The organism is Pseudoalteromonas sp. 0303, from assembly GCF_013349995.1.
Lineage (GTDB): Bacteria > Pseudomonadota > Gammaproteobacteria > Enterobacterales > Alteromonadaceae > Pseudoalteromonas.
In genome coordinates this window covers 22,303-46,637 of the sequence record NZ_JABVXF010000020.1, presented here as the reverse complement: position 1 = coordinate 46,637, position 24,335 = coordinate 22,303, and the positions used below count along the sequence as shown (strand labels likewise).

The 24,335-nt window shown below is 41.6% G+C and carries 25 protein-coding genes; 19 read left to right on the top strand and 6 right to left on the bottom strand.

Annotation, left to right across the window (positions count from 1 at the left end; genetic code table 11):
* The first annotated feature begins 60 nt into the window (after window positions 1-60).
* The 3 genes from HUS62_RS13785 to HUS62_RS13775 are packed head-to-tail and all read left to right on the top strand — an operon-like array spanning window position 61 to window position 1,720.
* Window positions 61-381, top strand: a complete 321-nt coding sequence (locus tag HUS62_RS13785; RefSeq protein ID WP_054554325.1) for an HI1450 family dsDNA-mimic protein — start codon at window positions 61-63, stop codon at window positions 379-381.
* Window positions 382-440: 59 nt separating this feature from the next.
* Entirely contained in the window at window positions 441-1,235 is a 795-nt protein-coding gene (locus HUS62_RS13780) for a YdiY family protein (RefSeq protein WP_370316364.1), read from the top strand.
* 14 nt (window positions 1,236-1,249) lie between these two features.
* Window positions 1,250-1,720, top strand: a complete 471-nt coding sequence (locus tag HUS62_RS13775) for a hypothetical protein (RefSeq protein WP_175079988.1) — start codon at window positions 1,250-1,252, stop codon at window positions 1,718-1,720.
* A gap of 37 nt (window positions 1,721-1,757) precedes the next feature.
* Here HUS62_RS13775 and HUS62_RS13770 read toward each other — a convergent pair whose 3' ends face one another.
* Both HUS62_RS13770 and ygfZ read right to left on the bottom strand, forming a co-directional pair.
* Window positions 1,758-2,243 (bottom strand): peptidylprolyl isomerase, encoded by a 486-nt coding sequence (locus HUS62_RS13770; RefSeq protein ID WP_054554327.1) that lies wholly within the window; start codon window positions 2,241-2,243, stop codon window positions 1,758-1,760.
* Window positions 2,244-2,255: 12 nt separating this feature from the next.
* Window positions 2,256-3,167 (bottom strand): tRNA-modifying protein YgfZ, encoded by a 912-nt coding sequence (ygfZ, locus tag HUS62_RS13765; RefSeq protein ID WP_175079987.1) that lies wholly within the window; start codon window positions 3,165-3,167, stop codon window positions 2,256-2,258.
* Window positions 3,168-3,287: 120 nt separating this feature from the next.
* Between ygfZ and HUS62_RS13760 the strand changes: the two genes are divergently transcribed.
* Together HUS62_RS13760 and HUS62_RS23515 are read left to right on the top strand one after the other, a co-directional pair.
* Window positions 3,288-3,539: a succinate dehydrogenase assembly factor 2 gene (locus HUS62_RS13760; RefSeq protein ID WP_054562257.1), complete on the top strand. Its 252-nt coding sequence runs from the start codon at window positions 3,288-3,290 to the stop codon at window positions 3,537-3,539.
* The gene (locus tag HUS62_RS23515; protein WP_404936073.1) at window positions 3,532-3,939 is read left to right on the top strand and encodes a protein YgfX; all 408 of its coding nucleotides are present in this window, start codon (window positions 3,532-3,534) and stop codon (window positions 3,937-3,939) included. Before HUS62_RS13760 ends, HUS62_RS23515 begins: the two co-directional genes overlap by 8 nt.
* Here the strand turns inward: HUS62_RS23515 and nadB are convergent.
* Complete coding sequence (gene nadB, locus HUS62_RS13755; protein ID WP_054554331.1) at window positions 3,914-5,536, bottom strand: L-aspartate oxidase; 1,623 nt, start codon at window positions 5,534-5,536, stop codon at window positions 3,914-3,916. The genes HUS62_RS23515 and nadB overlap by 26 nt on opposite strands.
* 393 nt (window positions 5,537-5,929) lie before the next feature.
* Between nadB and rpoE the strand changes: the two genes are divergently transcribed.
* The 10 genes from rpoE (at window position 5,930) to pdxJ (ending at window position 14,451) form a co-directional block, all read left to right on the top strand.
* Entirely contained in the window at window positions 5,930-6,511 is a 582-nt protein-coding gene (gene rpoE, locus HUS62_RS13750; RefSeq protein WP_036969086.1) for an RNA polymerase sigma factor RpoE, read from the top strand.
* Between the two features lies 1 nt (window position 6,512).
* The gene (locus tag HUS62_RS13745) at window positions 6,513-7,139 is read left to right on the top strand and encodes a sigma-E factor negative regulatory protein (protein ID WP_175079986.1); all 627 of its coding nucleotides are present in this window, start codon (window positions 6,513-6,515) and stop codon (window positions 7,137-7,139) included.
* 4 nt (window positions 7,140-7,143) lie between these two features.
* Window positions 7,144-8,097 carry a MucB/RseB C-terminal domain-containing protein gene (locus tag HUS62_RS13740; protein ID WP_054562253.1) on the top strand — a complete coding sequence of 318 codons (954 nt, stop codon included), beginning with the start codon at window positions 7,144-7,146 and terminating at the stop codon, window positions 8,095-8,097.
* A 3-nt stretch (window positions 8,098-8,100) separates the two neighbouring features.
* Window positions 8,101-8,550: a SoxR reducing system RseC family protein gene (locus HUS62_RS13735; protein ID WP_054554334.1), complete on the top strand. Its 450-nt coding sequence runs from the start codon at window positions 8,101-8,103 to the stop codon at window positions 8,548-8,550.
* A 70-nt stretch (window positions 8,551-8,620) separates the two neighbouring features.
* Window positions 8,621-10,408 (top strand): translation elongation factor 4, encoded by a 1,788-nt coding sequence (lepA, locus tag HUS62_RS13730; RefSeq protein WP_175079985.1) that lies wholly within the window; start codon window positions 8,621-8,623, stop codon window positions 10,406-10,408.
* 26 nt (window positions 10,409-10,434) lie between these two features.
* On the top strand, window positions 10,435-11,370 hold the full coding sequence (lepB, locus tag HUS62_RS13725; protein WP_175079984.1) for a signal peptidase I: 936 nt from the start codon (window positions 10,435-10,437) through the stop codon (window positions 11,368-11,370).
* Window positions 11,371-11,372: 2 nt separating this feature from the next.
* Window positions 11,373-12,050, top strand: a complete 678-nt coding sequence (gene rnc, locus HUS62_RS13720) for a ribonuclease III (RefSeq protein WP_054554337.1) — start codon at window positions 11,373-11,375, stop codon at window positions 12,048-12,050.
* Entirely contained in the window at window positions 12,040-12,972 is a 933-nt protein-coding gene (gene era / locus HUS62_RS13715; protein WP_054554338.1) for a GTPase Era, read from the top strand. Before rnc ends, era begins: the two co-directional genes overlap by 11 nt.
* A gap of 17 nt (window positions 12,973-12,989) precedes the next feature.
* Window positions 12,990-13,676 (top strand): DNA repair protein RecO, encoded by a 687-nt coding sequence (recO, locus tag HUS62_RS13710; protein ID WP_175079983.1) that lies wholly within the window; start codon window positions 12,990-12,992, stop codon window positions 13,674-13,676.
* Window positions 13,677-13,719: 43 nt separating this feature from the next.
* Entirely contained in the window at window positions 13,720-14,451 is a 732-nt protein-coding gene (gene pdxJ / locus HUS62_RS13705; protein WP_175079982.1) for a pyridoxine 5'-phosphate synthase, read from the top strand.
* Between the two features lie 68 nt (window positions 14,452-14,519).
* On the opposite strand, the gene HUS62_RS13700 is transcribed toward pdxJ, so the two are convergent.
* From HUS62_RS13700 to barA, 3 genes are read right to left on the bottom strand one after another with little or no spacing between them, the layout of a single operon-like run.
* Window positions 14,520-14,846: a hypothetical protein gene (locus tag HUS62_RS13700; RefSeq protein ID WP_175079981.1), complete on the bottom strand. Its 327-nt coding sequence runs from the start codon at window positions 14,844-14,846 to the stop codon at window positions 14,520-14,522.
* A 12-nt stretch (window positions 14,847-14,858) separates the two neighbouring features.
* Window positions 14,859-15,335 (bottom strand): energy transducer TonB, encoded by a 477-nt coding sequence (locus HUS62_RS13695; protein ID WP_175079980.1) that lies wholly within the window; start codon window positions 15,333-15,335, stop codon window positions 14,859-14,861.
* A 36-nt stretch (window positions 15,336-15,371) separates the two neighbouring features.
* Complete coding sequence (gene barA, locus HUS62_RS13690; RefSeq protein ID WP_175080013.1) at window positions 15,372-18,140, bottom strand: two-component sensor histidine kinase BarA; 2,769 nt, start codon at window positions 18,138-18,140, stop codon at window positions 15,372-15,374.
* An 80-nt stretch (window positions 18,141-18,220) separates the two neighbouring features.
* On the opposite strand from barA, the gene rlmD reads away from it, so the two are divergent.
* The 4 genes from rlmD to HUS62_RS13670 all read left to right on the top strand — a co-directional run bounded on the left by rlmD (window position 18,221) and on the right by HUS62_RS13670 (window position 24,305).
* Window positions 18,221-19,546 carry a 23S rRNA (uracil(1939)-C(5))-methyltransferase RlmD gene (gene rlmD, locus HUS62_RS13685; protein ID WP_175079979.1) on the top strand — a complete coding sequence of 442 codons (1,326 nt, stop codon included), beginning with the start codon at window positions 18,221-18,223 and terminating at the stop codon, window positions 19,544-19,546.
* Between the two features lie 7 nt (window positions 19,547-19,553).
* Complete coding sequence (gene relA / locus HUS62_RS13680; protein ID WP_055197911.1) at window positions 19,554-21,713, top strand: GTP diphosphokinase; 2,160 nt, start codon at window positions 19,554-19,556, stop codon at window positions 21,711-21,713.
* Window positions 21,713-22,513 (top strand): nucleoside triphosphate pyrophosphohydrolase, encoded by an 801-nt coding sequence (gene mazG / locus HUS62_RS13675; protein ID WP_175079978.1) that lies wholly within the window; start codon window positions 21,713-21,715, stop codon window positions 22,511-22,513. Before relA ends, mazG begins: the two co-directional genes overlap by 1 nt.
* A gap of 157 nt (window positions 22,514-22,670) precedes the next feature.
* Entirely contained in the window at window positions 22,671-24,305 is a 1,635-nt protein-coding gene (locus HUS62_RS13670) for a CTP synthase (protein ID WP_054562242.1), read from the top strand.
* Window positions 24,306-24,335 lie beyond the last annotated feature (30 nt).

Below are 24,335 nucleotides of genomic sequence, written 5' to 3'. Positions count from 1 at the left end.
AAAAGAGGTTTGTTATCATAGCCAGATTCAAAGCGATACACATGTGCAGAGGTTTAAGGAATGGCTGGTCCACGCTTATACAGTGAAGAAGAAGTAACTCATCAGGCTTATGATATCTTTTTAGAGTTAGCACCTGATAATTTAAGCGAGCAAGATATTGCTGATTTTAACGAGCACAGAGAAGAGCTTGGCTTTATTGAAGAAGGTGAGCCTGACGAGCAGTGGCAAGATTTTGTTGCACTAGAAATTGAACCTGAGCTGTTTGTACAAGTCTTAGTAGGACTTGAATTCGACAATCAAGATATCTTGTTTGCGAAAATTTTAATTAGCCGAGACAAAGATGCACCGTTTTGCCACATTCTTTGGAAAGATAGCGAATAACTCTCCAGCCGATGTTTGACTCTACTTTTAGTTGTTTTAATTCAATAAAACGAATTATTTTGCCCGCCCTGCTAGTTTGCAGTTGGCAGGCTTTTGCTGTTGATCCGTTTGAAGACTTTCATGAGTACGGGCAATTATCAGAAGAAGAAATCCATAAAATTCATAAAGGCGAGTTGCTGTACGGAGATATGGAGTTTGGTTTTATGGTAAGCCGTGGCAATACCAACTCAACCAGCTTCAAACTTAAAGGTAACCTATACCAAGATTTCGAAAAGTGGCGTAACCAATTTAAGCTCGATACTTTATACAAACGTGACCGTAATGAAGAAACTGGTGATGAAGAAGTCTCTGCAGACCGTATTTTTGTATCGGGCCAAGGTAACTATAAGCTAAACGTGAAAAATGAGTCATTTTTCATTTATGGTGACTACGAGCGAGATAAGTTTAGTGGTCTTGAGTTTAAGAGCACCATAGCGACGGGTTACGGTAACCGCATTTACCAAGGCAGCAAGAATAAAGTCGATATCGATGTGGGGCCGGGTTTATACCGCTCGGTGGCTGATCAAGAGACTGCAACAGAAGAAGATGAAACAAAAACAGGTTACCTGCTTCGTTTAGCGCTGCAGTGGGAGCGTACAGTCTCTGCTCGTACTCGCTTTAATCAAGATGTCAGTTATGAACAATCATTGTCAGGGTTAAACTCGCGTTTAAAGTCAGAAACATCCCTGATCAGCAAAATTATGGGTGATGTATCACTCAAATTTACTTACATGTATCGCTATAACTCAAAACCAGAGGAAGATAAGCTCAAGTACGATTCTGAGCTGAGTGCAACCTTTGTTTATAGCTTTTAAGAGAATACTTCAGAATGTATCAACATAAACAGTACGCTATTTTTATTTTTGTTATCTTAGGCTGGATTGGCGCCTTCATTGCCTTAGCTTGGAACTTAATTGGTGCAGATATTCCTCTTATGGTGTTTAGCGCTATCTTAGTGCTGGTGGCCTTTTTGTTTCATGGCTTAACGATTAAGGTGAGCGATAAAACAGTAAGCTGGGCATTTGGTCCGGGGGTATTTGGTAAAACAGTGACTTTTGATGAGATTGAATCTGTTCGAGCGGTAAGTAATTCATTTCGACATGGTATTGGTCTGCGTATCACGCATGATGGCTGGGTTTACAGTGTATCTGGATTTAGTGCTGTAGAATTGGCAATGAAAGATGGCACGCACTATCGCTTAGGAACCAATGACCAAGAAGGCTTACTTGCTGCGCTTAGAGAGCATATTGCTGAACCAGAGCCAGCACTGGATGCACAGAAAGCAGCTGAACAGATATAAAAAAAGCGCCAATGGCGCTTTTTTTTATAGTAATGGTTTAGTGGCTGTGACCACAACCACCTTCACCGTGCACATGACCATGTGCTAATTCTTCTTCAGTTGCATCGCGTACTTCAAGTACTTCAACATCAAAATGAAGGGTAATACCTGAAAGAGGGTGGTTACCATCTACAATAACGTCTTCGTCTTGAATTTCAATGATCATTACTGATTGGTCGCCAGCGTCTGTCGTAGCGCGGAACTGCATACCAACTTCAATTTCCATACCTTCAAACATTGATTTTGGCACTGCTTGCATTAGGTCATCGTGACGCTCACCATAGCCTTGCTCTGGCTCAACTGTTACGCTGAATGTGTCGCCCGCTTCTTTACCTAATAGCGCATTTTCGAGGCCTGGAATTAAGAAACCCGTGCCAACGATAAACACTAGTGGCTCGCCATCGAAAGAGTTGTCGATGGTGTTTTTGTTATTATCCAATACTGAATAATGCATTTTTACCACTTTGTTTGCTGCTACGATCATAGTCATTCCTATTTATTCATCTTCGAGAGAGTAAGGCAGAGCTTGAATAGATAACTCTACCTGAGGGAGGTGTTTTGCTCGCAAAACTTGGCCTGCTTCATTGTCGTTAGGAAGCACAACCAGACCCATTAAGGTTTGCGTTTGTTGATTAAAACTTTGGCTAATAAGCTTGCCAGCACGGCGCCAGTTTTCGCCCATTTGTGTTTCGAGCTCAAGCTCATCAAGTAAGCCTTCAGCTTTGCCCGAAACTATATACATAGCACGTTTATTTTTGCCTAGGTATTTCATACGGGCGACGGTTTCTTGTCCTGTGTAGCAGCCTTTTCTGAAACTGATACCGCCAAGCGCTTGCAAGTTAACCATTTGCGGTACGTATTCGCCAATAGCGTCGCTGTTTAATGACGGCTCGCCTGCGGCAATAGCTGCCTGTTGCCATAACGCGTCATCATCAAGAGCTGTGACGTTATCAGGTAAGCTAAATTCTTCGTTGACCATAAGCAATACGCGGTTATCTGCAAGCTTTAACGCTTTACCGCCAGCAAAATCGACTGCGCTGTGCTCGTCGTCAAAATTAATTGCTAAGGTTTCTAAAGTCGCTGTTAGGTCATCGCCTAATAAGCCAATTAGCGGTTTTTCAGATTGCTGAATTTCTACTTGCGAAAATACCGCATATTTTTTTAACTCGACTAGTGATTGCTCAACTTCAGGTTTTGAGCCCGCAAGGTAATAGCTATCAAGGTGTGAAAACAACCTAAACACACCCCAAAGCTTGCCTTTTGCATTACAGTGGCCAGCCCAAAGGAAGTTATCATCAGTTAATTTGTTGATATCTTGCGTAATTTGTCCGTGAAGGTAAGACAACTTATCTTTGCCAGTTAGGCTGATAAGTGAATAAGATAAAGGACATGCGTAAACAGTCGACATAAAAACCTTCTTTACGATATGAATGAGCGCTAATGATAACTTAGTTAGGGTAGCAATTTAAATAGCTGTTTATTCGATAGCAATTTGGTAAACTGCAGACAAATAAGTACGAGGTTTAAAATGACTGAAATTCACAGTAAAGAACGTATTCGTTGGGCATGCCGTCGCGGTATGTTAGAACTAGATGTTTTATTTATGCCATTCGTTGAAGAAGCGTTTGACTCACTATCAAAAGAACAGCAAGCCGTTTTTCAACGCTTACTTGAGTGCGATGATCCTGATTTATTCGCCTGGTTCATGGGTCATGAAGAGTGTAAAGACCCAGAGCTTAACGGTATGGTCGCGTTAATTTTAGACCGAGTTCGTGTATAGATTTACCGTTACAAATAACACCCCAGACCACAAACCCTTTGTGGTCTTTTTTTGCTTAACAGCCATCACTTTATGCTTTGTTTACCAGCATGTTTTCGCTCAACTTTTGGCTTGTTTAGCGTGCTTTTGCTTAGCCATTCTTAGTTTTAAAAAAGTCCAACAAGCACAGCCTGAAAAGGGTTTTATAATTTTAGAGCAAGCAGATCTCAGGTTTGTTAACGACAAACTTAAAATTCAAGGTCAGATAACAGCTAAAAGTTATGTGTTTGCTAATTTTGTAGTGCTGAGGTTGGCTGGGTTTTATCAATCACACTGGCTGATTATAAGCTCAACCAGTGTTGATGAAGAAAGTTTCTCGCGCTTAAAGCGTGCAATTATTGCAGTGCAGCAACCGACTTAGGAGTTAAAATTGTCGGCGTTGGATTTTCGTTTTGCTCAGGGTAATCAATTGTGTAATGAAGACCACGGCTTTCTTTACGCTCAAGGGCGCTGCGAATAATAAGCTCTGCAACCTGCACTAGGTTTCGAAGTTCTAATAAGTTATTTGTAACCCTAAAGTTTGCGTAATAGTCGTGAATTTCTTGCTGCAGTAATTCTACGCGGTGAAGCGCACGTTCTAAACGTTTTGTTGAGCGTACGATGCCCACATAATCCCACATAAATAACCTTAGCTCATGCCAGTTGTGGGTAATAACGATTTCTTCGTCTGAGTTAGTTACGCGACTTTCATCCCAAAGTGGTAAGGCTTCAAGGGCAGGGCTTGCATCGATTTTGCTTAGAATATCTTTCGCGGCAGCATGGGCAAACACGATACATTCGAGTAGCGAGTTACTCGCCATACGATTAGCGCCATGTAAACCAGTGTAAGCCACTTCGCCAACAGCGTATAAGTTATCTAAATCTGTACGGCCATTAAAGTCAGTCATGACACCGCCGCAGGTATAGTGTGCAGCAGGCACCACTGGAATGGCTTCTTTAGTAATGTCTAGGCCAACACTTAAACATTTTGCGTAGATAGTTGGGAAGTGCTCAATGATAAAATCTTTGTCTTTGTGACTAATATCAAGGTACACACAGTTCGCACCAAGGCGTTTCATTTCAAAATCGATAGCACGAGCAACAATATCGCGAGGGGCAAGTTCTTCGCGCTCATCAAAGTCTTTCATAAAGCGAGTGCCATCAGGGCGTTTTAAATAAGCACCTTCACCGCGCATTGCTTCGGTGATCAAAAAGTTTTGCAGCTCTGGGTGGTACAAACTTGTTGGGTGGAATTGGTTAAACTCCATATTGGCAACACGGCACCCTGCACGCCATGCCATTGCGATACCATCACCACTCGATACATCAGGGTTAGAAGTATATAAGTACACTTTACTTGCGCCGCCCGTTGCCAGTGATACGAACTTAGCTGCGATAGTTTCAACTTTTTTATCTACACAATTCCAGACGTATAAGCCGTGAACATGCTTGCCTTTTTTAGCTAAGCTTTTATCTGTGATTAAATCGATGGCATTGTAGTTTTCTAACAGAGTGATGTTAGGGTGTGCTTGGACTTGGCTAATTAAGGTGGTTTGCACTGCTCGGCCAGTTGCATCGGCGGCATGTAAAATACGGCGATGACTATGACCACCTTCGCGAGTTAAATGAAAACGCTCTTTACCTTTTGAATCGAACTCCATGTCAAAAGGTACGCCTTGCTCAATTAGCCACTTTAAACATTTTTTAGCATTGCTTGCTGTGTAGTGAACCGCATCACGGTCACATAATCCGCCACCTGCATCTAGAGTGTCTTCAACATGAGATTCAATGCTGTCATTCTTTTTATCAAATACCGCTGCAATACCACCTTGAGCATATAAGGTAGAACCTTCAGTTAATGCGCCTTTACTAAGTACTGTCACCTTACAGTGATTAGCAAGCGATAAAGCAAGAGAAAGGCCAGCGGCGCCGCTGCCAATGATAGCGACATCAGTAATGTGATGTTTATTTTGGTTCATGTCTGTGGTCTTTGCGGTTACAATGCTCGGCTAGTAGTGCCAAAAGTTTGAGCAAATAAATTTTTATGTGGTATACGTATATGTACCATATTTGCTTTAACACTATTAGTCATTTTAATACGTTATACCAATCTTATTAGTTTTATCGTCACATAAACAGTTTATTGTTAGCTGTTTTAAATTGTGAATTTAATTTAGATAACCGTTGATTCTTAAGCAGTTATTGAGGTTGTCGTGTAATAAGATTGGTATGACTCAATTTATTTGCGTGCTATTTTATAAAAAAATCATTTTAAACTGAACTTTTATATTCATGGTGCAGTCAGAGTTTGTGTAAACAATGGCGAGTATATGAATAGCAAGCAAGAATCAAACAGAGGAGTACCGGCTCGAATGAGCGAGCAGGATTTGGATTTAGCGCTAGTTAAAAGGGTCCAGCAAGGAGATAAAAACGCCTTCAACCTATTAGTTAGAAAATATCAGAATAAAATTGCAGGTTTGATTTCACGTTATGTATCGAACCAAGGTGATGTTGCTGATGTCGCACAAGAAGCTTTTATTAAAGCTTACCGTGCTTTACCTAACTTTAGAGGTGATAGCGCCTTTTATACTTGGTTGTACCGTATCGCCGTAAATTGTGCTAAAAATTACTTAGTTGCGCAGGGTCGTAAACCCCCAGCTAACGATGTTGATGCCGAAGAAGCAGAATTTTATGACAGTGCAGATGCAATGCGTTCAAACGCATCGCCAGAAAACCTGTTATTAAGTGACGAAGTACGTGCTGTAATTTTTAATACGATTGATAGTTTGCCTGAAGATCTAAAAACCGCGATTACCCTTCGTGAAATTGAAGGTATGAGCTATGAAGAAATAGCCGTGGTTATGGATTGCCCTGTGGGAACGGTACGTTCACGTATTTTCCGTGCCCGTGAGGCGATTGATAATAAATTGAATCCATTAATAGGTGAGTCTTAGTATGACAAAAGCAGACGTTAACAAGTTGGATAATGAGCAGTTGTCCGCGTTACTTGACGGCGAGCAGCAGTTAACTGATCAAGCGATCACAAACGACGATGTATCTACATTTGGTCGTTACGCAATGATTGGTGATGTAATGCGTGCTGAGGCAAATAACAACGCTTTTAATTTTGACATTGCAGATGCAGTGGCAGAATCACTTGAGCAAGAACCTGTTTACGCAGATTTCGCGAATAAAACAACGGCACCAAAAAGCGAAGAAATCGTGGCGGCAACAGGCACAGATAACGTGGTAGCATTTAATTGGCGTCGTCCATTTGCACAAGTGGCCATTGCTGCTAGTGTTGCTATGTTTGCGATTGTGGGCGTACAAACATTGCCACAAAACACCGAGTCTCCGCAAAGTGACATTCCAACATTACAAACAGTACCATTAACAGGTGTGGCTTCTCCTGTAAGTTACTCATCAGAGCAACCTGCATTAGAAAATGCAGAGCAAGGTTTACGTGAGTTACAACAGCAGCGTATTGGTGCATTAGTTCTTGAGCACCAACGTCAAGCACGTGTTGCATATTCGCTAGAAAAATCGCAAACTGCAGAAAATGCAGACGAGGAAAAAAACTAATTAAATGAAAGTTTTTACTTTTATTTTGTCGCTGGTATTAACGGCTCCAGCCATTGCCAGCGACGAAAATCCCGCCAAGACTTTATTAAATGATATGGCTACGGCCGTTCATACTCGCAACTTTGACGCATCATTTGTGGTTGTAAAAGGCCAAGCTATGGAACCTTATCGCTGGTTACATGCAAAACAAGGTGATATTGAACTTGAGCACCTAAGTTTACTCAACGGCGCTGGCCTAGAAATGGTGCGCGTTGACGATCAAGTGACCTATTTTGAGCCTCATTCAGAGCCTTATTCAGTTAAAACAGACTCTATTGCCGGGCCAATCCCTGAAGTACTTTTTAAAGATATTAACCGACTAAGCGCTCACTATGATTTTGTGCTTGGCGGAAAAGGACGTATTGCAGGGCGCTCAGCACAGTTAGTGCGTATCGAGTCAAAAGATGAATACAAATATAACTACTGGATTTGGTTAGATACTGAGTCTTCGTTGTTACTCAAATCTGCCTATGTGAATCACAAAGGTGAGATGCTTGAGCAGTTACAGTTAACTCATATCAGCGTAACAGAGCAGCCTGCTCCTATGTTAGTTGAAATGCAAAATCGTGATTTTCCAGCAGTACTTGCGACTAACGATTTAGCCAATAATGAAGACAGCGCAGCGAATGATTGGAAAATTGGTTGGCTTCCTGATGGCTTTAAGTTATTAAAGTCTGATCGTCATAAACTTGATTTAAATAATGAACTTGCTGACTATTATTTATATTCAGATGGGTTTGTTGAAGTGTCTGTTTTTATTCAAAGACCTTTACCGGGTAAGCGCGCAAGCGGCGCTTTAACCTCAGGTGCAACGACTGTGTATGTGCACAATGGTGGTAGCTTTGATGTATCGGTTGTTGGTAATATTCCTGCTATGACAGCCAAAGCTATAGCTGAGTCGGTAGCGCGACCTCTTTAAATCATGATTGAACAAACACTCACTGTCGTGTCGGTTAAAGGCACGACAGCGAATTTAGAAGCAGAACAAAAGCAAGCCTGTGCAGGCTGTAATGGTCGTTGTGGTTCGCAAGTTTTTGCAAAGTTGTTTGGAACAGCTAAAAAAACCTTTCCTTATACCTTCGAAAAAGAGCTCCAAGTAGGGCAAAAAGTAACTTTAGCACTTGATGATAGCCACTTAGTTAAACACGCTATGGCTGTTTACATGCTACCCCTTTTGTTTAGTTTAGGGTTTGCTTTAATCGCATTTTCGGCTTTTTCACTTGCAGAAGGCTGGCAAATTTTAGCCGCCGTGATTGGTGGCTTAACGGGCTATGCGATAGCAAAATCAAGGGTTAAGAGCCTTAAGCATGATATTAAAGTAATAAAAATTCACCCAATTACTATTCCTTTCACTCAAATAGATGGTGATTAAAGCCAATTAAATGTAAAATTGTCGCTTTATACACTTAGTCCATTTTATATAGAAGTTTAGAATCCAGTTTATGAAGCATATCCGTAATTTTTCGATCATCGCCCATATTGACCATGGTAAATCGACTCTCTCTGACCGTCTTATCCAAGTTTGTGGTGGTTTAACAGACCGTGAAATGCAGCAGCAGGTGTTAGACTCAATGGACATTGAGCGTGAGCGTGGTATTACCATCAAAGCGCAAAGTGTAACGCTAAATTATAAAGCTAAAGACGGCGAAACATACCAGTTAAACTTTATCGACACGCCAGGACACGTTGACTTCACATACGAAGTATCGCGTTCACTTGCGGCCTGTGAAGGTGCACTTTTAGTTGTTGATGCGGGTCAAGGTGTAGAAGCACAAACCTTAGCTAACTGCTACACAGCAATCGAAATGGACTTAGAAGTTATTCCAGTTCTAAATAAAATCGACTTACCACAAGCCGATCCACTTCGTGTAGCAGAAGAAATTGAAGACATCATTGGTATCGATGCCCTAGATGCTGTGCAATGTAGTGCTAAAACTGGTATTGGTATTGAAGAAGTATTAGAAATCATTGTTAAAGATATTCCGCCACCAGAAGGTGACAAAGATGAGCCACTACAGGCGCTTATCATTGACTCATGGTTTGACCCATACCAAGGCGTTGTATCATTAGTACGTATTAAGCACGGTGAATTGCGCGCGGGCGATAAAATTAAGATCATGTCGAATGATCAAGTTCATATCGCAGATAAAGTGGGTATTTTCACACCAAAACAAACCAACACGGGTATCTTAAAAACCGGTGAAGTAGGCTTTGTTATTGCGGGTATTAAAGAAATCCATGGTGCACCTGTAGGTGATACCATCACTCTACAACGTAACTCTGCTCCAGAGCGTTTACCGGGCTTCCAACGCATTAAACCGCAGGTTTATGCAGGTATGTTCCCAATTTCATCAGATGACTATGAGTCATTCCGTGATGCGCTTGATAAATTAAGCTTGAACGATGCGTCGTTATTCTTCGAGCCAGAAAACTCAACAGCACTAGGCTTTGGTTTCCGTTGTGGCTTCTTAGGCATGCTACACATGGAAATCATTCAAGAGCGTCTTGAGCGTGAATACGACATTGATCTCATTACCACTGCGCCAACAGTAATCTACGAAGTAGAGACTAAAGACGGAACTAAACAGATAGATAACCCGTCTGACTTACCGCCGGTGAATAATATTCTTGAAATCCGTGAGCCAATTGTTGAAGCTAACATATTAGTTCCGCAAGAATTTTTAGGTAACGTAATTACGCTTTGTGTTGAAAAGCGTGGTGTACAAACTAAAATGAGCTACCATGGTAAGCAAGTTGCTGTGACATACGAATTACCTATGGCTGAAGTAGTCATGGACTTCTTCGATAAGTTAAAATCAACAAGCCGTGGTTTTGCATCGCTTGATTATAACTTTAAGCATTTCCAAGCTTCAGACATGGTACGTGTTGACGTATTAATTAATGGTGAGCGTGTTGATGCGTTAGCGATTATTGTACACCGCGATATTGCACAATCACGTGGTCGTCAGTTAGCTGAAGCACTGAAAGACTTAATTCCACGTCAGCAGTTTGATATTGCGATTCAAGCAGCGATTGGTCAGCATGTTATTGCCCGTACAACAGTTAAGCAATTACGTAAAAACGTAATCGCGAAATGTTACGGTGGTGACGTGAGTCGTAAGAAGAAACTACTACAAAAACAAAAAGAAGGTAAAAAGCGAATGAAGCAACTAGGTAACGTTGAAGTACCTCAAGATGCATTCTTAGCTATCCTTAAAGTTGGTAAATAATTAGAAGTAAATAAAGGAATTAATGCATGGCGGGTTACTTTTCTATTTTCTTAGTGTTGTTAACGCTAGGCTCAGGATTAATTTGGTTAATTGACCACTTTATGTTTGCGCCAAAGCGTCAGCAACGCATTGCCCTTGCTCAAAACGCAGCAGGTGGTGAATTAGACGAAGAAACCGCTGCATTAATTGCGCCTGAGCCAAGTATCACTGAAACGGCTAAGTCAATTTTTCCGATGATTGCAGCGATCACTATTTTTCGCTCTTTCATTTTTGAACCGTTTCAAATTCCATCAGGCTCAATGATGCCAACCCTATTAGTGGGTGACTTCATTTTAGTACAGAAGTACTCATATGGCATCAAAGACCCAATTTGGCGCAGCCAGTTAGTTGATGTTGATGAACCTGAACGTGGTGATATTGTGGTATTTAAATACCCATTAGACGAGCGTGTGGATTACATTAAACGTACGATTGGTTTACCAGGCGATAAAATTGTATACCGTAATAAGCACCTTTATATTCAGCCAAAATGTGCCGAAGGTGAAACGCAGCAAGGTGATTTGCTGTGTAATGAATACAACAAAATTGATATGGAAATCCTCAATAGTGACGAGTTCAAGCAGGGTTCGATGAATTTAGTGCGTTTAGAAGAAAACCTAAGCACAGTGAATCATAATATTTTAATTAACCCGCAAGCTCCTGAAATGAAAGGCCGTTATTATCAACAACCAGGTACACGCTCAGACGAGTGGGTTGTTCCTGCCGATCATTATTTCATGATGGGTGATAACCGTGATAATAGCCAAGACAGTCGCTTTTGGGGCTTTGTACCTAAAGAAAACTTGGTAGGTAAAGCCGTCTTTATATGGATGAGTTTTGAATTTGAGAATGGCCCAGATGACTTTTTACCAGGCTGGGTTCCAACTGGTGTTCGTTTTGAACGCCTAGGTAATATTCAGTAACGATGAAAAAAAACGTAACAGAGTTATACAACAAAATAGGTTATACATTTACTGATCAAGCTTTGCTTGAGCAGGCAATGACGCACCGCAGTCATAAAGGCCAACATAACGAGCGCTTAGAGTTTTTAGGTGATTCGATTTTGAGCTTTGTGATTGCGAATGCACTTTACACTAAATTTCCAAAAGCACGCGAAGGTGATTTAAGCCGCATGCGTTCGACCCTAGTTCGTGGTCAAACGTTGGCTGAGTTTGGCCTAGAGTTTGGCTTAGGCGATTACTTACGCTTGGGTCCGGGTGAGCTTAAAAGCGGTGGTTTTCGCCGTGAATCAACCCTTGCTGATGCCGTAGAGGCGATTATTGGTGCGGTGTTCTTAGACTCAAACATTGAACAATGTGGTGAGTTAATTTTAAGTTGGTACGAGTCGCGTCTTGACGCAATTTCGCCGGGCTTAAATCAAAAAGATCCGAAAACATTACTTCAAGAATACTTACAAGCGCGCAAATTATCGTTACCTGGCTACACTGTAATTGATACAAAAGGCCAAGCGCACAATCAAACATTCACGGTTGAATGTATTGTTGAAGGGATGGATAGCATTATCTCAGTAGGTAGCTCACGTCGTAAAGCTGAGCAAAAAGCCGCTGAAAAAGCCTTAAAGATACTTAAAAATGAATCTTGATGATTTAATTAGCAAAGAACCTGCAGAGCTAGATACGCACTGCGGTATGGTTGCCATTGTTGGCCGCCCAAATGTAGGTAAATCAACCTTACTTAACTATATTGTTGAGCAAAAGGTGTCTATTACCTCACGTAAGCCACAAACCACACGCCACCGTATCATGGGTATTCATACCGAAGGTAAATACCAAGCTGTTTATGTGGATACACCAGGCTTACACGTCGAAGAAAAACGCGCTATTAACCGTTTAATGAACCGTGCTGCATCAAGCTCAATTGGCGATGTGGAACTTATCATCTTTGTGGTTGAAGGCACACACTGGAACGAAGACGATGAGATGGTACTAAATAAAGTACGTCAGAGTGGTCGTCCAGTATTATTAGTTATGAATAAAATTGACCAAGTTAAAGACCGTGATTTAGTGCTTCCGCACATGCAGTTTTTAGGTGGTAAATTTGATTTTGTGGCTATTATGCCGGTCTCTGCGAAGCAGGGTAAAAATATTGATTTAATCAAAGATGAAGTGAAAAAGCGTTTACCGCTTTGTGAGTTTTACTTCCCTGAAGACTACGTAACAGACCGTTCAATGCGCTTTATGGCGGCTGAAGTGATCCGTGAAAAGCTGATGCGCTTTATGGGTGATGAGCTACCATATTCGGTCACCGTTGAGATCGAGCAGTTTAAATGGCAAGAAAACGGTGTCTGGCAAATTAATGGTTTGATCCTCGTTGAGCGTGAAACACAAAAGCGTATGGTGATCGGCAATAAAGGCGAAAAGCTGAAAGTTATTGGCCGTGAAGCTCGTAAAGACCTTGAAGATATGCTTGATAACAAAGTGTTTTTAGAACTTTGGGTAAAAGTGAAGTCTGGCTGGGCTGACGATGAGCGTGCGCTACGTAGCCTTGGCTATGGTGAAGACTAAGTAAAGTCTTACACGCCATGGATAGCGAATTCTACACAGCATACTTGCTGCACCGACGTCCATTTAGCGACTCGCAAGTCATGCTCGATATGCTGGTAGAAGGCGTAGGTCAGCTGAGAATGCTGGCCCGTGTTAGTGGTCGCCAGGCCACTAAACACAAAGCACAATTACAACCTTTCCAATCTCTGCTCGTACAATATAGCGGCAAGTCTGATTTAAAATACATTAATCGTTTTGAACCCCATGGCCGGCAAACTATGTTGCAGGGTACCGAGCTTTATTGCGGCTTCTATATGAACGAATTAACCAATCGTATCGTACCTGTTAATGAGCCAATGGAAAGTGTATATCATCTTTATAAACAGCATCTAGACGAGTTATCAACCACTAAAAACCTACAAGCTGTGCTGCGCTCTTATGAGTTTCAGTTACTTGAGATGCTGGGTTATGGCGTTGATTTTACTGTTGATGCCGAAGGTGATGAAATTAACGATGCAGCAAATTACCAGTACTTTGCTGAATACGGTTTCTTGCTGCATGACGACCCCCATAGTGGCTTTTCAGGAAAGCAATTAAATGCCATAGCGGCTCATGACTTTAGCGCCCCTGATGTGTTATATATGGCAAAGCAATTAAGTCGATACCTACTCAAGCCTTTACTTGGCAAAAAGCCATTAAAAAGCCGTGAGTTATTTATTAAGTAGGCTGTTATTCAGCCTTGAATCGTTGTTTTAAACAGGTAAAAAAATGAAAGATATTCTTCTTGGTGTAAACGTTGATCACATTGCCACTTTACGCCAAGCGCGTGGCACGAGTTACCCAGATCCTGCGCATGCTGCAGCTGTTGCAGAGCATGCTGGTGCAGATGGTATCACCATTCATTTGCGTGAAGACCGTCGTCATATTCAAGACCGCGACGTATATGTGATGGCAAAAACGATTCAAACACGTATGAATCTTGAAATTGCAGTCACCGATGAAATGATCAACATCGCCCTTGAAGTTAAACCTGCTTATGTTTGTTTAGTGCCTGAAAAGCGTGAAGAGCTCACCACCGAGGGTGGCCTTGATGTTGTTGGTAACTTTGAAAAAGTAAAAGCAGCAACAGAAAAGCTAACAGCTGCGGGAATTAAGGTCTCGTTATTCATTGATGCCGACAACGCACAACTTGACGCTGCAAAAGCGTGTAATGCTCCATACGTTGAAATTCACACAGGTGCTTATGCTGATGCTGAAAATGACGAAGAGCTTCACACTGAGCTTGAGCGTATTCGTAGCGGCGTACAATATGCTGATAGCCTAGGTTTAATCGTTAATGCTGGCCATGGTCTTCATTATCACAATGTAAAACCCATTGCGGCAATGCCAGAAATTTATGAGTTAAACATTGGTCATGCGATTATTGCCCGTGCAGCGATTGATGGTTTAGAAAAAGCAGTCAGCGATATGAAACGTTTAATGATTGAAGCAAGACTTTAGCTGACGCCTTTAATAAGAGCCAGCAAATTTGAATACTGAACGCGGTGGATATAATATCCATCGCGTTTTTATTTACTCAGATAAACAATAAATTCTGAGAGGTAGGATGATAACAGTGGCGATAGGCAGAGTAGGGCCACTAAATATTGATGTTTTTTCTTAAAGCTTTTTAAGACATTGTCATTTATTGCCGACAATTCGCCTTTCTTAATTGAATGAAACACAATTGAGTTAGGTTTGGCCTTCATCAAACGGGCTTGGCTTTCGTATGTTTGCCACTGCTCTGTGTAATTGGTTTTTACGTAATTATTAGCTTCTATACTTAGTTTTTTATAGCGGAGGAAAAACCAAGTGAGTGAAATAGCACTAAAGACGATAAGTAAGATAAAATACAAAGCAAGCTCCCTTTAATACTTCACTATGCGTGTACCCGTGGAATAAATAATATCTGAACTAGGGCATGAATAGTTAGGTTTTAGCTCTTTGCAAGATTGCTCAGGTGTGTCAAAACAAAAGTCAAAGCGAGTTTGGGTTTTCACCGCTTTATCAGTAATATTTTTCGCCAGCTCATTCCAGTGCCAATTAGTGATTACATCTTTTGCTGCGTCGGCAAATACAGAGTTAGTTGAGGCAACTACCTGAATATCTCTAATCTCATTTTGTGGCGTAATGACATACTCAATAGTTGCGCAACCTTCTTTTGCTTGGATAACAGCTTTTTTTGGGTATCTGGCAGGAAAGCGTTCAAGCTGTTGCCATTTTGCTGACTCCATTTCATTATAGCTAACAGCTAAATCCGCATACTCTAATTTTACTGGTTTGTCTGAGGTTGATGCGCAACCAAAGACAAACAAACTGCCTGCTAGTATTAAAGAGTTTTTCATTAATATATTCCTTTATATAATTTATTGGGTGTTCTTTTATCGTTGTTGCTCAACCATACCGGCATCGCTCAACAAATTATTCAGCTCATCAACAAGCTCAAATAGTTCAGGCTCAATGTAATTTAAATCGCAATCGCCTTTTAAAGCTGTCTCGAGTGTTTCGGCAAGTGATTTTAGTTTTGGTACGCCTGTGTAACAACATGCTCCATGGAACTTGTGCACTATGCTAAGTACATGTTCACAATCTTCTTTTTCTATAGCTTCATTGAGTAGGCGCAAGGTTTCAGGCACGCTGAGTAACAACATATTAAGCATTTCAAGCGCTAGTTCTTCTTTACCGCCTGCGCGTTGAAGTGCCAGTTGCCAATCGAGGCGGGCACTTTCAAATGGAGGTTCTGAGTCAACTGCGGCAGTTTTGCTACGTTCACGATTAATTGGCGATTGCGGGCTATGATCGCTAATTATTTGTTTTAGCATGTCCTCATCAATAGGCTTAGTTAAGTAACCTTTAAAGCCATCTTTAAGCAGTTGCTCTTTTTCACCTGCGAGGGCGTGAGCAGTCACTGCAATGATAGGGGTATCTTCATTAAGAGATGACTCGCGAATAAGTTTACATGCGGTAATACCATCCATAATTGGCATTTGGATGTCCATAAAGATCAAGTCATATTTATGACTTTTACTTAAGCTGTAAGCTTGTGAGCCATTATGTGCGGTATCTATGAGCTCAATTTGTTCTTCAAGCAAGGTGCAAATGAGTTTTAGGTTGGCATCGTTATCGTCAACAACCAGTACTTTAAGTGGTAATAATTTTTCATCACCTTGCTCAATGTTATGCACCGGGTGGTCAAGACGGTAAGGCGCAGCAAGTACCTCACATAATTTACGGTGGTTAAGCGGTTTACTTAAGCAGGCATCTGCGCCGCTACCAACAAAGGCTTCACGCATATTATGCGAAACCGTATTAAGCATTATGTATAAATAATCAGTGACAGGACGCACTGCTTTTACATAACTCTTGAGTTGCTGCATATCGTCAATAGTAGCGGTATGGCCAATAATACAAATATCGTAGCTGAAGTCTTTGTTGATCTCATTTAAGAAGCTTTCTTCATCCATGCAGGCGGTTACGCGAGTTTGCCATTCATGCAGTAGCGATAACGTTGCTTGATGGGTATGCTCATGAGGCTCAAGATACAAAATACGTTTATTGATCAGTGATTGAGTCGGTAAGTCACTGGTAATTGAGTTACTTGGCGTTCTGAATACGGCATTGAACGTAAAGCAGGTACCATTACCAGGTGCTGAGTTTAGGGTAATGCGGCCATTCATCGCTTCAACAATATGTTTAGTGATGATTAAGCCAAGACCTGTGCCACCAAATTTACGTGTGATACTAGAGTCTGCTTGGCCAAATGGTGTAAACAACGCATCTTGTTTATCCATAGGGATACCCACACCGGTGTCGGTGACAGACACCAAAATCGAGGCGCGCTCTTCGTCTAATAAGCGATAGCCAACATCAACCTTGATTGAGCCTTTTTCAGTAAATTTAATGGCATTACTTAATAGGTTTATCAAAATTTGTTTAAAGCGGGTCGGGTCGCCAGTTAGATTGTCAGGTACTTGCGGATGGATAAATATTGAAAGCTCAAGTTGCTTTTCGTGGGCACTTGGTGCCAACAAGGTCATAACTTCATTAATATTGTCACGGAGCTGGAATTGCATTGACTCAAGTTCCATGGCACCGGCTTCTAATTTCGAAAAGTCTAAAATATCACTGATAATTGTAAGTAAGCTATTTGCCGACAGTTCAATGGTATCTAGATAATCTTTTTGATGCTTATTGAGCGGGGTTTTATAAAGCTGGCGCGTAAAACCAATTACACCATTTAAAGGCGTACGTAATTCGTGACTCATTTTAGCTAAGAAGTCTGATTTTACTCGGTTCGCATCTTGTGCATCTTTTTTAGCAATACTCAACTGAATATTTTGGGTTTCGTATTGTTCGAGTGTTTCGCGGTAATCAGAGGTTGCTTGGTCTATGTGCTTTTGCATCTCATCACGTTGCACAACCATGGTTTCTGAAATGGTATTTAAACCTGTGCGTAATAGCTCAAATTCGCCAAACATTTTTTGATCAAGCCCAGTGTCTACTTTACCTTCAATGAGTTTGTCGGTAGCTAGTACTAACTTATTAAGAGGCTGAATAAACATGCGAGTTAATCTAAACGCTAATACGGTGGCAAGTATGAGCGCGAGTAAAATTACCACGCCACTGACTAATAATGCCCGTTGCTGGCCAATAATGGCTTGTTGTTTGTTGAGCATGATCACCACAGTGCCTAGCGATGCTTGGTAGCTGTGATGATTCCAAATCATGTCTTGGCGGCTATGATTAATTATGGCAGTAGAAAATGTTAAATAGTGCTCAGAATTTTGTACTTGAATGCCATCCATGCTGTTTGCATTGCTTTTGACAATTTCTTTGAATTCACTTTGGTATTTACTAAAAATCACTAACTCATTGTTTTCATCAAAAATAGCAATTGATTGGATAGCAGGGGAGTGTTTGTTATGTGTATGACTAACTAAGCGAGTTAATAAGGCTTTATCACGCTTTATTAATGGTTGCTCAACAGCAATGGCGAGGGGCTCAATAATAGTCACGCCCTGCTGATACAAAATTTCATCGAGCTCAATGTAACGATTTATTGTAAAATAACCGCCCAGCAACAAGCCTATGATCACAGTCGGTATAAGTGTAAGGGTTAAGACTGAGTCACGTAAGCCAAATTTAGTCATAAAGAATGTTGTTATCATTATTATCGTTGTTTAAGAGTATATACTTACTCCCGCTTTATCAATAATTAAGGTGTTGCCCGATGGCACAGATTTTCAAAGCCAAAAAGAAATCCGTTTCGCAAAAAATGCTAACCCTCAATGTCACTGCTATGGATCACCAAGGGCGGGGCGTTGCTAAGCAGGGAAATAAAGTCTGTTTTGTTAATGGTGCTTTGCCGGGTGAAGAAGTAAAAGCGTTATTGATTGAAGATAAGGCACGTTTTGCCAGTGCTGATTGTAAAAAAGTACTATCAGCCTCAGCACATAGGGTTACTCCTTTTTGTCAGCATTATCAGGTTTGTGGTGGTTGTCAGCTACAGCACCTTAATGCAGAGCAACAATTGGTTGAGAAGCAAGCTGCGGTTAGCCAGCTGTTTAGCAAGTTTGCTAAAGCTGATGACTTAAATTGGCAAGCACCTCTGCTTAGTGAAGAGCACCATTATCGTCGCTCTGCGCGTATTGCTGTAATGCATGACAAAGCCGCAAAGAAAATGCGCGTAGGGTATCGAGCTCAGGGTTCTAAACAATTGGTGAGTATTGAAAGCTGTGATGTGCTGAGCAGCACTTTTAAAGACGTTTTTTCAGTTTTTGATGTTCTTATCAACAGCCATTCAGGTCTGAGTAGTATTAGTCACTTACAATTATGTGAAGCTGATAATGCGGCCTTTGTGGTTATTAGGCATACCAAAGCTATTAATGCAGAGTTAAAAGCCATAGTCGTAGCGGCGTGTGATGAATATAGCTGGCGTGTTGTGTGGCAATCACAAAGTGGTGAAATTGATCACAGTGACCATCCAATGCCGTACTACCAGATACCAGCTTATGATTTACGCTTTGAGTTTGGCCTTGAAAACTTTATTCAAGTTAACCCACAAGTGAACCAAGCTATGCTACATCAAGCAAGACAGTGGCTTGATTTACAAGGTCATGAACAGGTATTGGATTTATTTTGTGGTATTGGTAACTTTTCATTATTGATTGCAAAGTATGCTAAATATGTTATTGGTGTTGAAGGGGTCGATTCTGCGGTTGCATTAGCAAAACAAAATGCGCAAACTAACTCATTGTCGAATACCTATTTTTATTGTTTTGATTTAACAAAATCAATGCAATCAGCTGCTTGGTTTAGTGCCGAACTTGACGTGTTAGTTCTTGATCCATCACGTACTGGCGCAATGGCTATTTTAGAGCAGTTACCACTTACTCAATTTAAAACGATTTTATACGTCTCTTGTGATCCTGTTACTTTAGCCCGTGACAGTGCAATTATTTTACAAGCAGGCTTTAGCATTGAAAAAATTGGGCTAATGAATATGTTCCCGCATACCGGGCATATTGAAACGATGGCGTTATTTCACAGGAGGTAAAGCGCACATGGTAGCCACTAGACAGTCACATCAGCTAACTAAGCCGAGTGATTTTGCCAGCCGTATCGAGCTGTTAGCGCTAACAGAAGACAAACATACCTTATTAGAGCAGGCCCACCAACTGTGCCTGCATTGCGATGATGCAAAACGTGAAAACACAGCCATTGAAATGGTGGAGATTTTAGCTGAGCTAAATTTAGATGCAGACTCTCTTGCCACTGCTTTTTTAACGCCTTATTTTTTAGCCGAAAAAATCTCAATTGAGACAGTCACCGAAAAGCTAGGTAATCACGTTGCGTTATTACTAACAGGCGTAAGCCAAATGGCTACCATCAGCACCCTAGCTCATCAAGGAAAAGGCACAGTACAAATCGATAATATTCGCCGTATGCTGTTAGCCATGGTTGAAGATGTGCGCGCCGTAGTGATTAAACTTGCAGAGCAAGTGTGCCACCTGCGTGATGTGAAAGATGCCAGTGAAGAAGAGCGTGTCATTGCCGCTAAAGAAACACGCGACATTTTTGCGCCCCTAGCTAATCGTTTAGGGATTGGTCAGCTTAAATGGGAACTTGAAGATCTTTCGTTCCGTTATTTGCACCCAGATACCTATAAAAATATCGCCAAACAGCTGGATGATAAGCGCCTTGCCCGTGAAGCTTACATGGAGAACATGGTTGCTTTAGTAAAAGCACGCTTGGCTGAAGCAGGTATTGAAGGTGAGGTGTATGGCCGCCCTAAGCATATCTACAGCATCTACAAAAAAATGGCACAGAAGAACTACGAGTTCGACCAGCTTTTTGATATTCGCGCTATGCGCATAGTGGTAGAGCGCCTGCAAGATTGTTACGCGGCATTAGGTATCGTGCATACTAACTGGCGCCATTTAAATAAAGAATTTGATGATTACATCGCAACACCTAAGCAAAACGGTTATCAGTCAATTCATACCGTGGTATTTGGCCCAGAAGGTAAAACCGTTGAAATTCAAATCCGTACGAGCGAAATGCACCAAGATGCTGAGCTAGGTGTTGCTGCACACTGGATGTACAAAGAAGGTGCATTGCCAGGACGTGGTTCAGGCTACGAGCAAAAAATTAGTTGGTTACGTAAGTTACTGCAATGGCAAGAAGAAGTCGTTGATGGCAGTGACCTAGCAGAAGAGCTTAAAAACCAAGTAGTAGAAGACCGTGTTTATGTGTTCACGCCTAAAGGGGATATTTTCGATTTACCGCTGGGTGCAACACCACTTGATTTTGCTTATTACATTCACTCAAATGTAGGGCATCGTTGTATTGGCGCAAAAGTGTTTGGCAAAATTGTGCCATTTACTCACCAATTAAGTACCGGCGATCAGGTTGAAATTTTAACTCAAAAGCAACCTAACCCAAGCCGTGATTGGTTAAACCCATCGCTAGGTTATATTAAGTCTTCACGAGCACGCTCTAAAATCCATCATTGGTTTAAGCAGCTTGATCGCGATAAAAACTTAAGTGCCGGTAAAGAAATACTCGAAACTGAGCTGCAAAAACTAGATTTAACAACCAAAGATCTAGCGCCAGCTATTGAGCGCTTTAACCTTAAAGGCCTTGACGACCTTATGGTTGCGGTAGGTGCTGGAGATGTTCGCTTAAACCAGTTATTAAACTTTATTAGTGACCGTGAGCATGACGAGCCACAAATTAAGTTTAAAAAACCAAAAAGTGTCACCGGCGATAAGAATGGTATTGTTGTAGATGGGGTAGGTAGCTTAATGAGCCATGTTGCTAAATGCTGCCGACCTGTGCCGGGCGATGAAATTATTGGCTACATTACGCAAGGCCGAGGGATTGCAGTTCACCGTGAAGATTGCGATTCGTTTGAGAAACTTCGTGAAAAGCATCCTGAGCGGGTGATATCAGTAAGTTGGTCAGACGATGTCAATGGCTCTTACTCATTGACGATTAAAGTTGAAGCGACCGATCGCTCAGGCCTTATTCGAGATATCAGCTCAGTGCTTGCAAACGAAAAAGTGAATGTGCTGAACATGAACGTCAATACGGTTGAAGATAAGCAGCTTGCGCTGTTTTCAATGCAGGTTGAAGTACATGACTTATCAAGCACCAACCGCTTATTGTCTAAGTTACATCAAATCGAAGGTGTACATGATGCAAAGCGTGGTCATTCGTAATGGGTGATAAACAGGCAATTGAGCAGTCGCTTGCAATTATGGCTAAACTACGGGACCCAGAATCTGGGTGCCCGTGGGATTTAAAACAAGACTTTAAATCGATTGTGCCGCATACCCTTGAAGAAGCTTACGAAGTAGCAGATTGCATTGAAAAAGGTGAGCTTACTGAGCTTAAAAGTGAGCTTGGCGATTTACTGTTTCAAGTCATCTTTTATGCTCAACTTGCCAAAGAGCAGGGCTTATTTGATTTTACCGATGTGGCTAATACGCTTAATGATAAGTTAGTGCGTCGTCATCCCCATGTCTTTGCAGAACAAAGTGAGCTGACTGACGCTGAGCTTTCGGCGCAGTGGCAGGCTATTAAAGCACAAGAGCGAGCAGAAAAAGCAGCTTCACCACAAATGAGCCTGTGGCAAGATATTCCCAATGCTATGCCGGGGTTATCAAAAGCGAAGAAGATTCAACAGCGTGTAGCAAGCCTAGGGTTTGATTGGCCAAGTTATCATGGTGCGCTCGATAAAGTTGCTGAAGAAGTAGACGAAGTAAAAGAAGCGCTGGCTCACGACCCTTATTCAGAGCACAGTGCAGAAGAGCTTGGTGATTTACTGTTTGCAACAGTGAATGTAGCCCGTCATATTAAGCGCGATCCTGAGCAATTATTACGAAGTGCCAATGCTAAGTTCGCGTCACGCTTTGAAAAAGTGGCTGCTTACTTAGGTGAACGTGGCCAAAGTTTAGAAACGGCTAGCCTTGAAGAAATGGACAACGCATGGGAAGCCATTAAAAAACAGTCAAACTAAGTAAGTTATGATACAGCTTGGGTACAGTGTAACCAAGCTCGTTTTTTGTGCACTTATTTGCTAATTTTATCTGGATTGATAGCAGCCCCTTTGCTATAATATCGCCCCGTCTTGATTCTATATTATTCCTTTTAATTCCTGATATTCTAGGGTTCGCATGAGTACAAAATTTATCTTCGTAACTGGCGGGGTTGTTTCTTCGTTGGGTAAGGGTATTGCAGCAGCGTCATTAGCCGCTATTTTAGAAGCACGTGGTCTTAACGTGACTATTTTAAAGCTGGATCCTTACATTAACGTTGACCCAGGCACTATGAGCCCAATTCAGCACGGTGAAGTATTTGTAACTGAAGACGGTGCAGAGACTGACCTTGACTTAGGTCACTATGAGCGTTTCATCCGTACCAAGATGACTAGCCGCAACAACTTCACACAAGGTCGTGTTTATGAAGATGTATTACGACGTGAGCGTCGTGGTGAGTACCTTGGTGCAACAATTCAGGTTATTCCACACATCACAAACGACATTAAGCAACGTGTATACGACGGTGCTGAAGGTCGCGATGTAGCAATCGTTGAAATTGGCGGTACAGTTGGTGACATCGAGTCACAACCATTTTTAGAAGCAATTCGTCAGCTTGGCACTGAAATTGGCCGTGAGCGCGCATTGTTTATCCACCTAACGCTAGTGCCATTCTTAGGCCCTGCAGGTGAAGTTAAAACTAAGCCAACACAACATTCAGTAAAAGAATTACGTTCGATTGGTATCCAACCAGATATCTTGATCTGTCGTTCTGATCGTAAATTACCAAATAACGAGCGCGCGAAGATCGCACTTTTCACTAACGTTGAAGAGAAAGCTGTTATTTCATTACCAGACGTAGAAAGCATCTATAAGATCCCTGCGTTACTTAAGTCACAAGAATTAGATAACTTCGTATGTCGTCGTTTCTATCTTGAGTGTCCAGAAGCAGATTTATCTGAGTGGGAACAAGTGTTATACCAAGAGTCTAACCCAACAGGTGAAGTGACAATTGGTATGGTTGGTAAGTACATCGAACTACCAGATGCATATAAATCAGTAAACGAAGCATTAAAGCATGCAGGTCTGAAAAACCGTTTAACTGTGAACATCGAATACGTTGATTCACAAGACTTAGAAAGCAAAGGTACTGAGTTACTCTCTCACCTTGATGCTATCTTAGTTCCAGGTGGCTTCGGCGGCCGTGGTGTTGAAGGTAAGATCTTAGCGGCTAAATATGCACGTGAAAACAAAGTTCCTTACTTAGGCATTTGTTTAGGTATGCAAGTAGCGCTTATTGAATATGCGCGTAACGTTGCTGGCCTTGAAGATGCAAACTCAACAGAGTTTAACGCTAAATCAGCACACCCAGTTGTTGGTTTAATCACTGAATGGCAAGATGCTGACGGTAACGTTGAAATCCGTGATGAGCAATCTGACCTAGGTGGTACTATGCGTTTAGGTGCACAGAAGTGTCACTTAACACCGGGTTCTAAAGTAAGTGAAGTATACGGTAGTGACGAAATTGTTGAACGTCACCGTCACCGTTACGAAGTGAATAACCACTTTGTAGAGCAGCTTGAAAAAGCAGGCTTAAGTTTCACTGGTTTATCTGAAGATAAGAAACTAGTCGAAATTATCGAGAATAAAGATCACCCTTGGTTTATTGCCGCGCAATTCCACCCGGAATTCACGTCAACACCACGTGATGGTCACCCGCTATTTGAAGGGTTTGTTGCAGCTGCACACACTCACCAAAAAGCGTCATCGTAATTTAAATAGGCCGTGCTTTATGCACGGCTT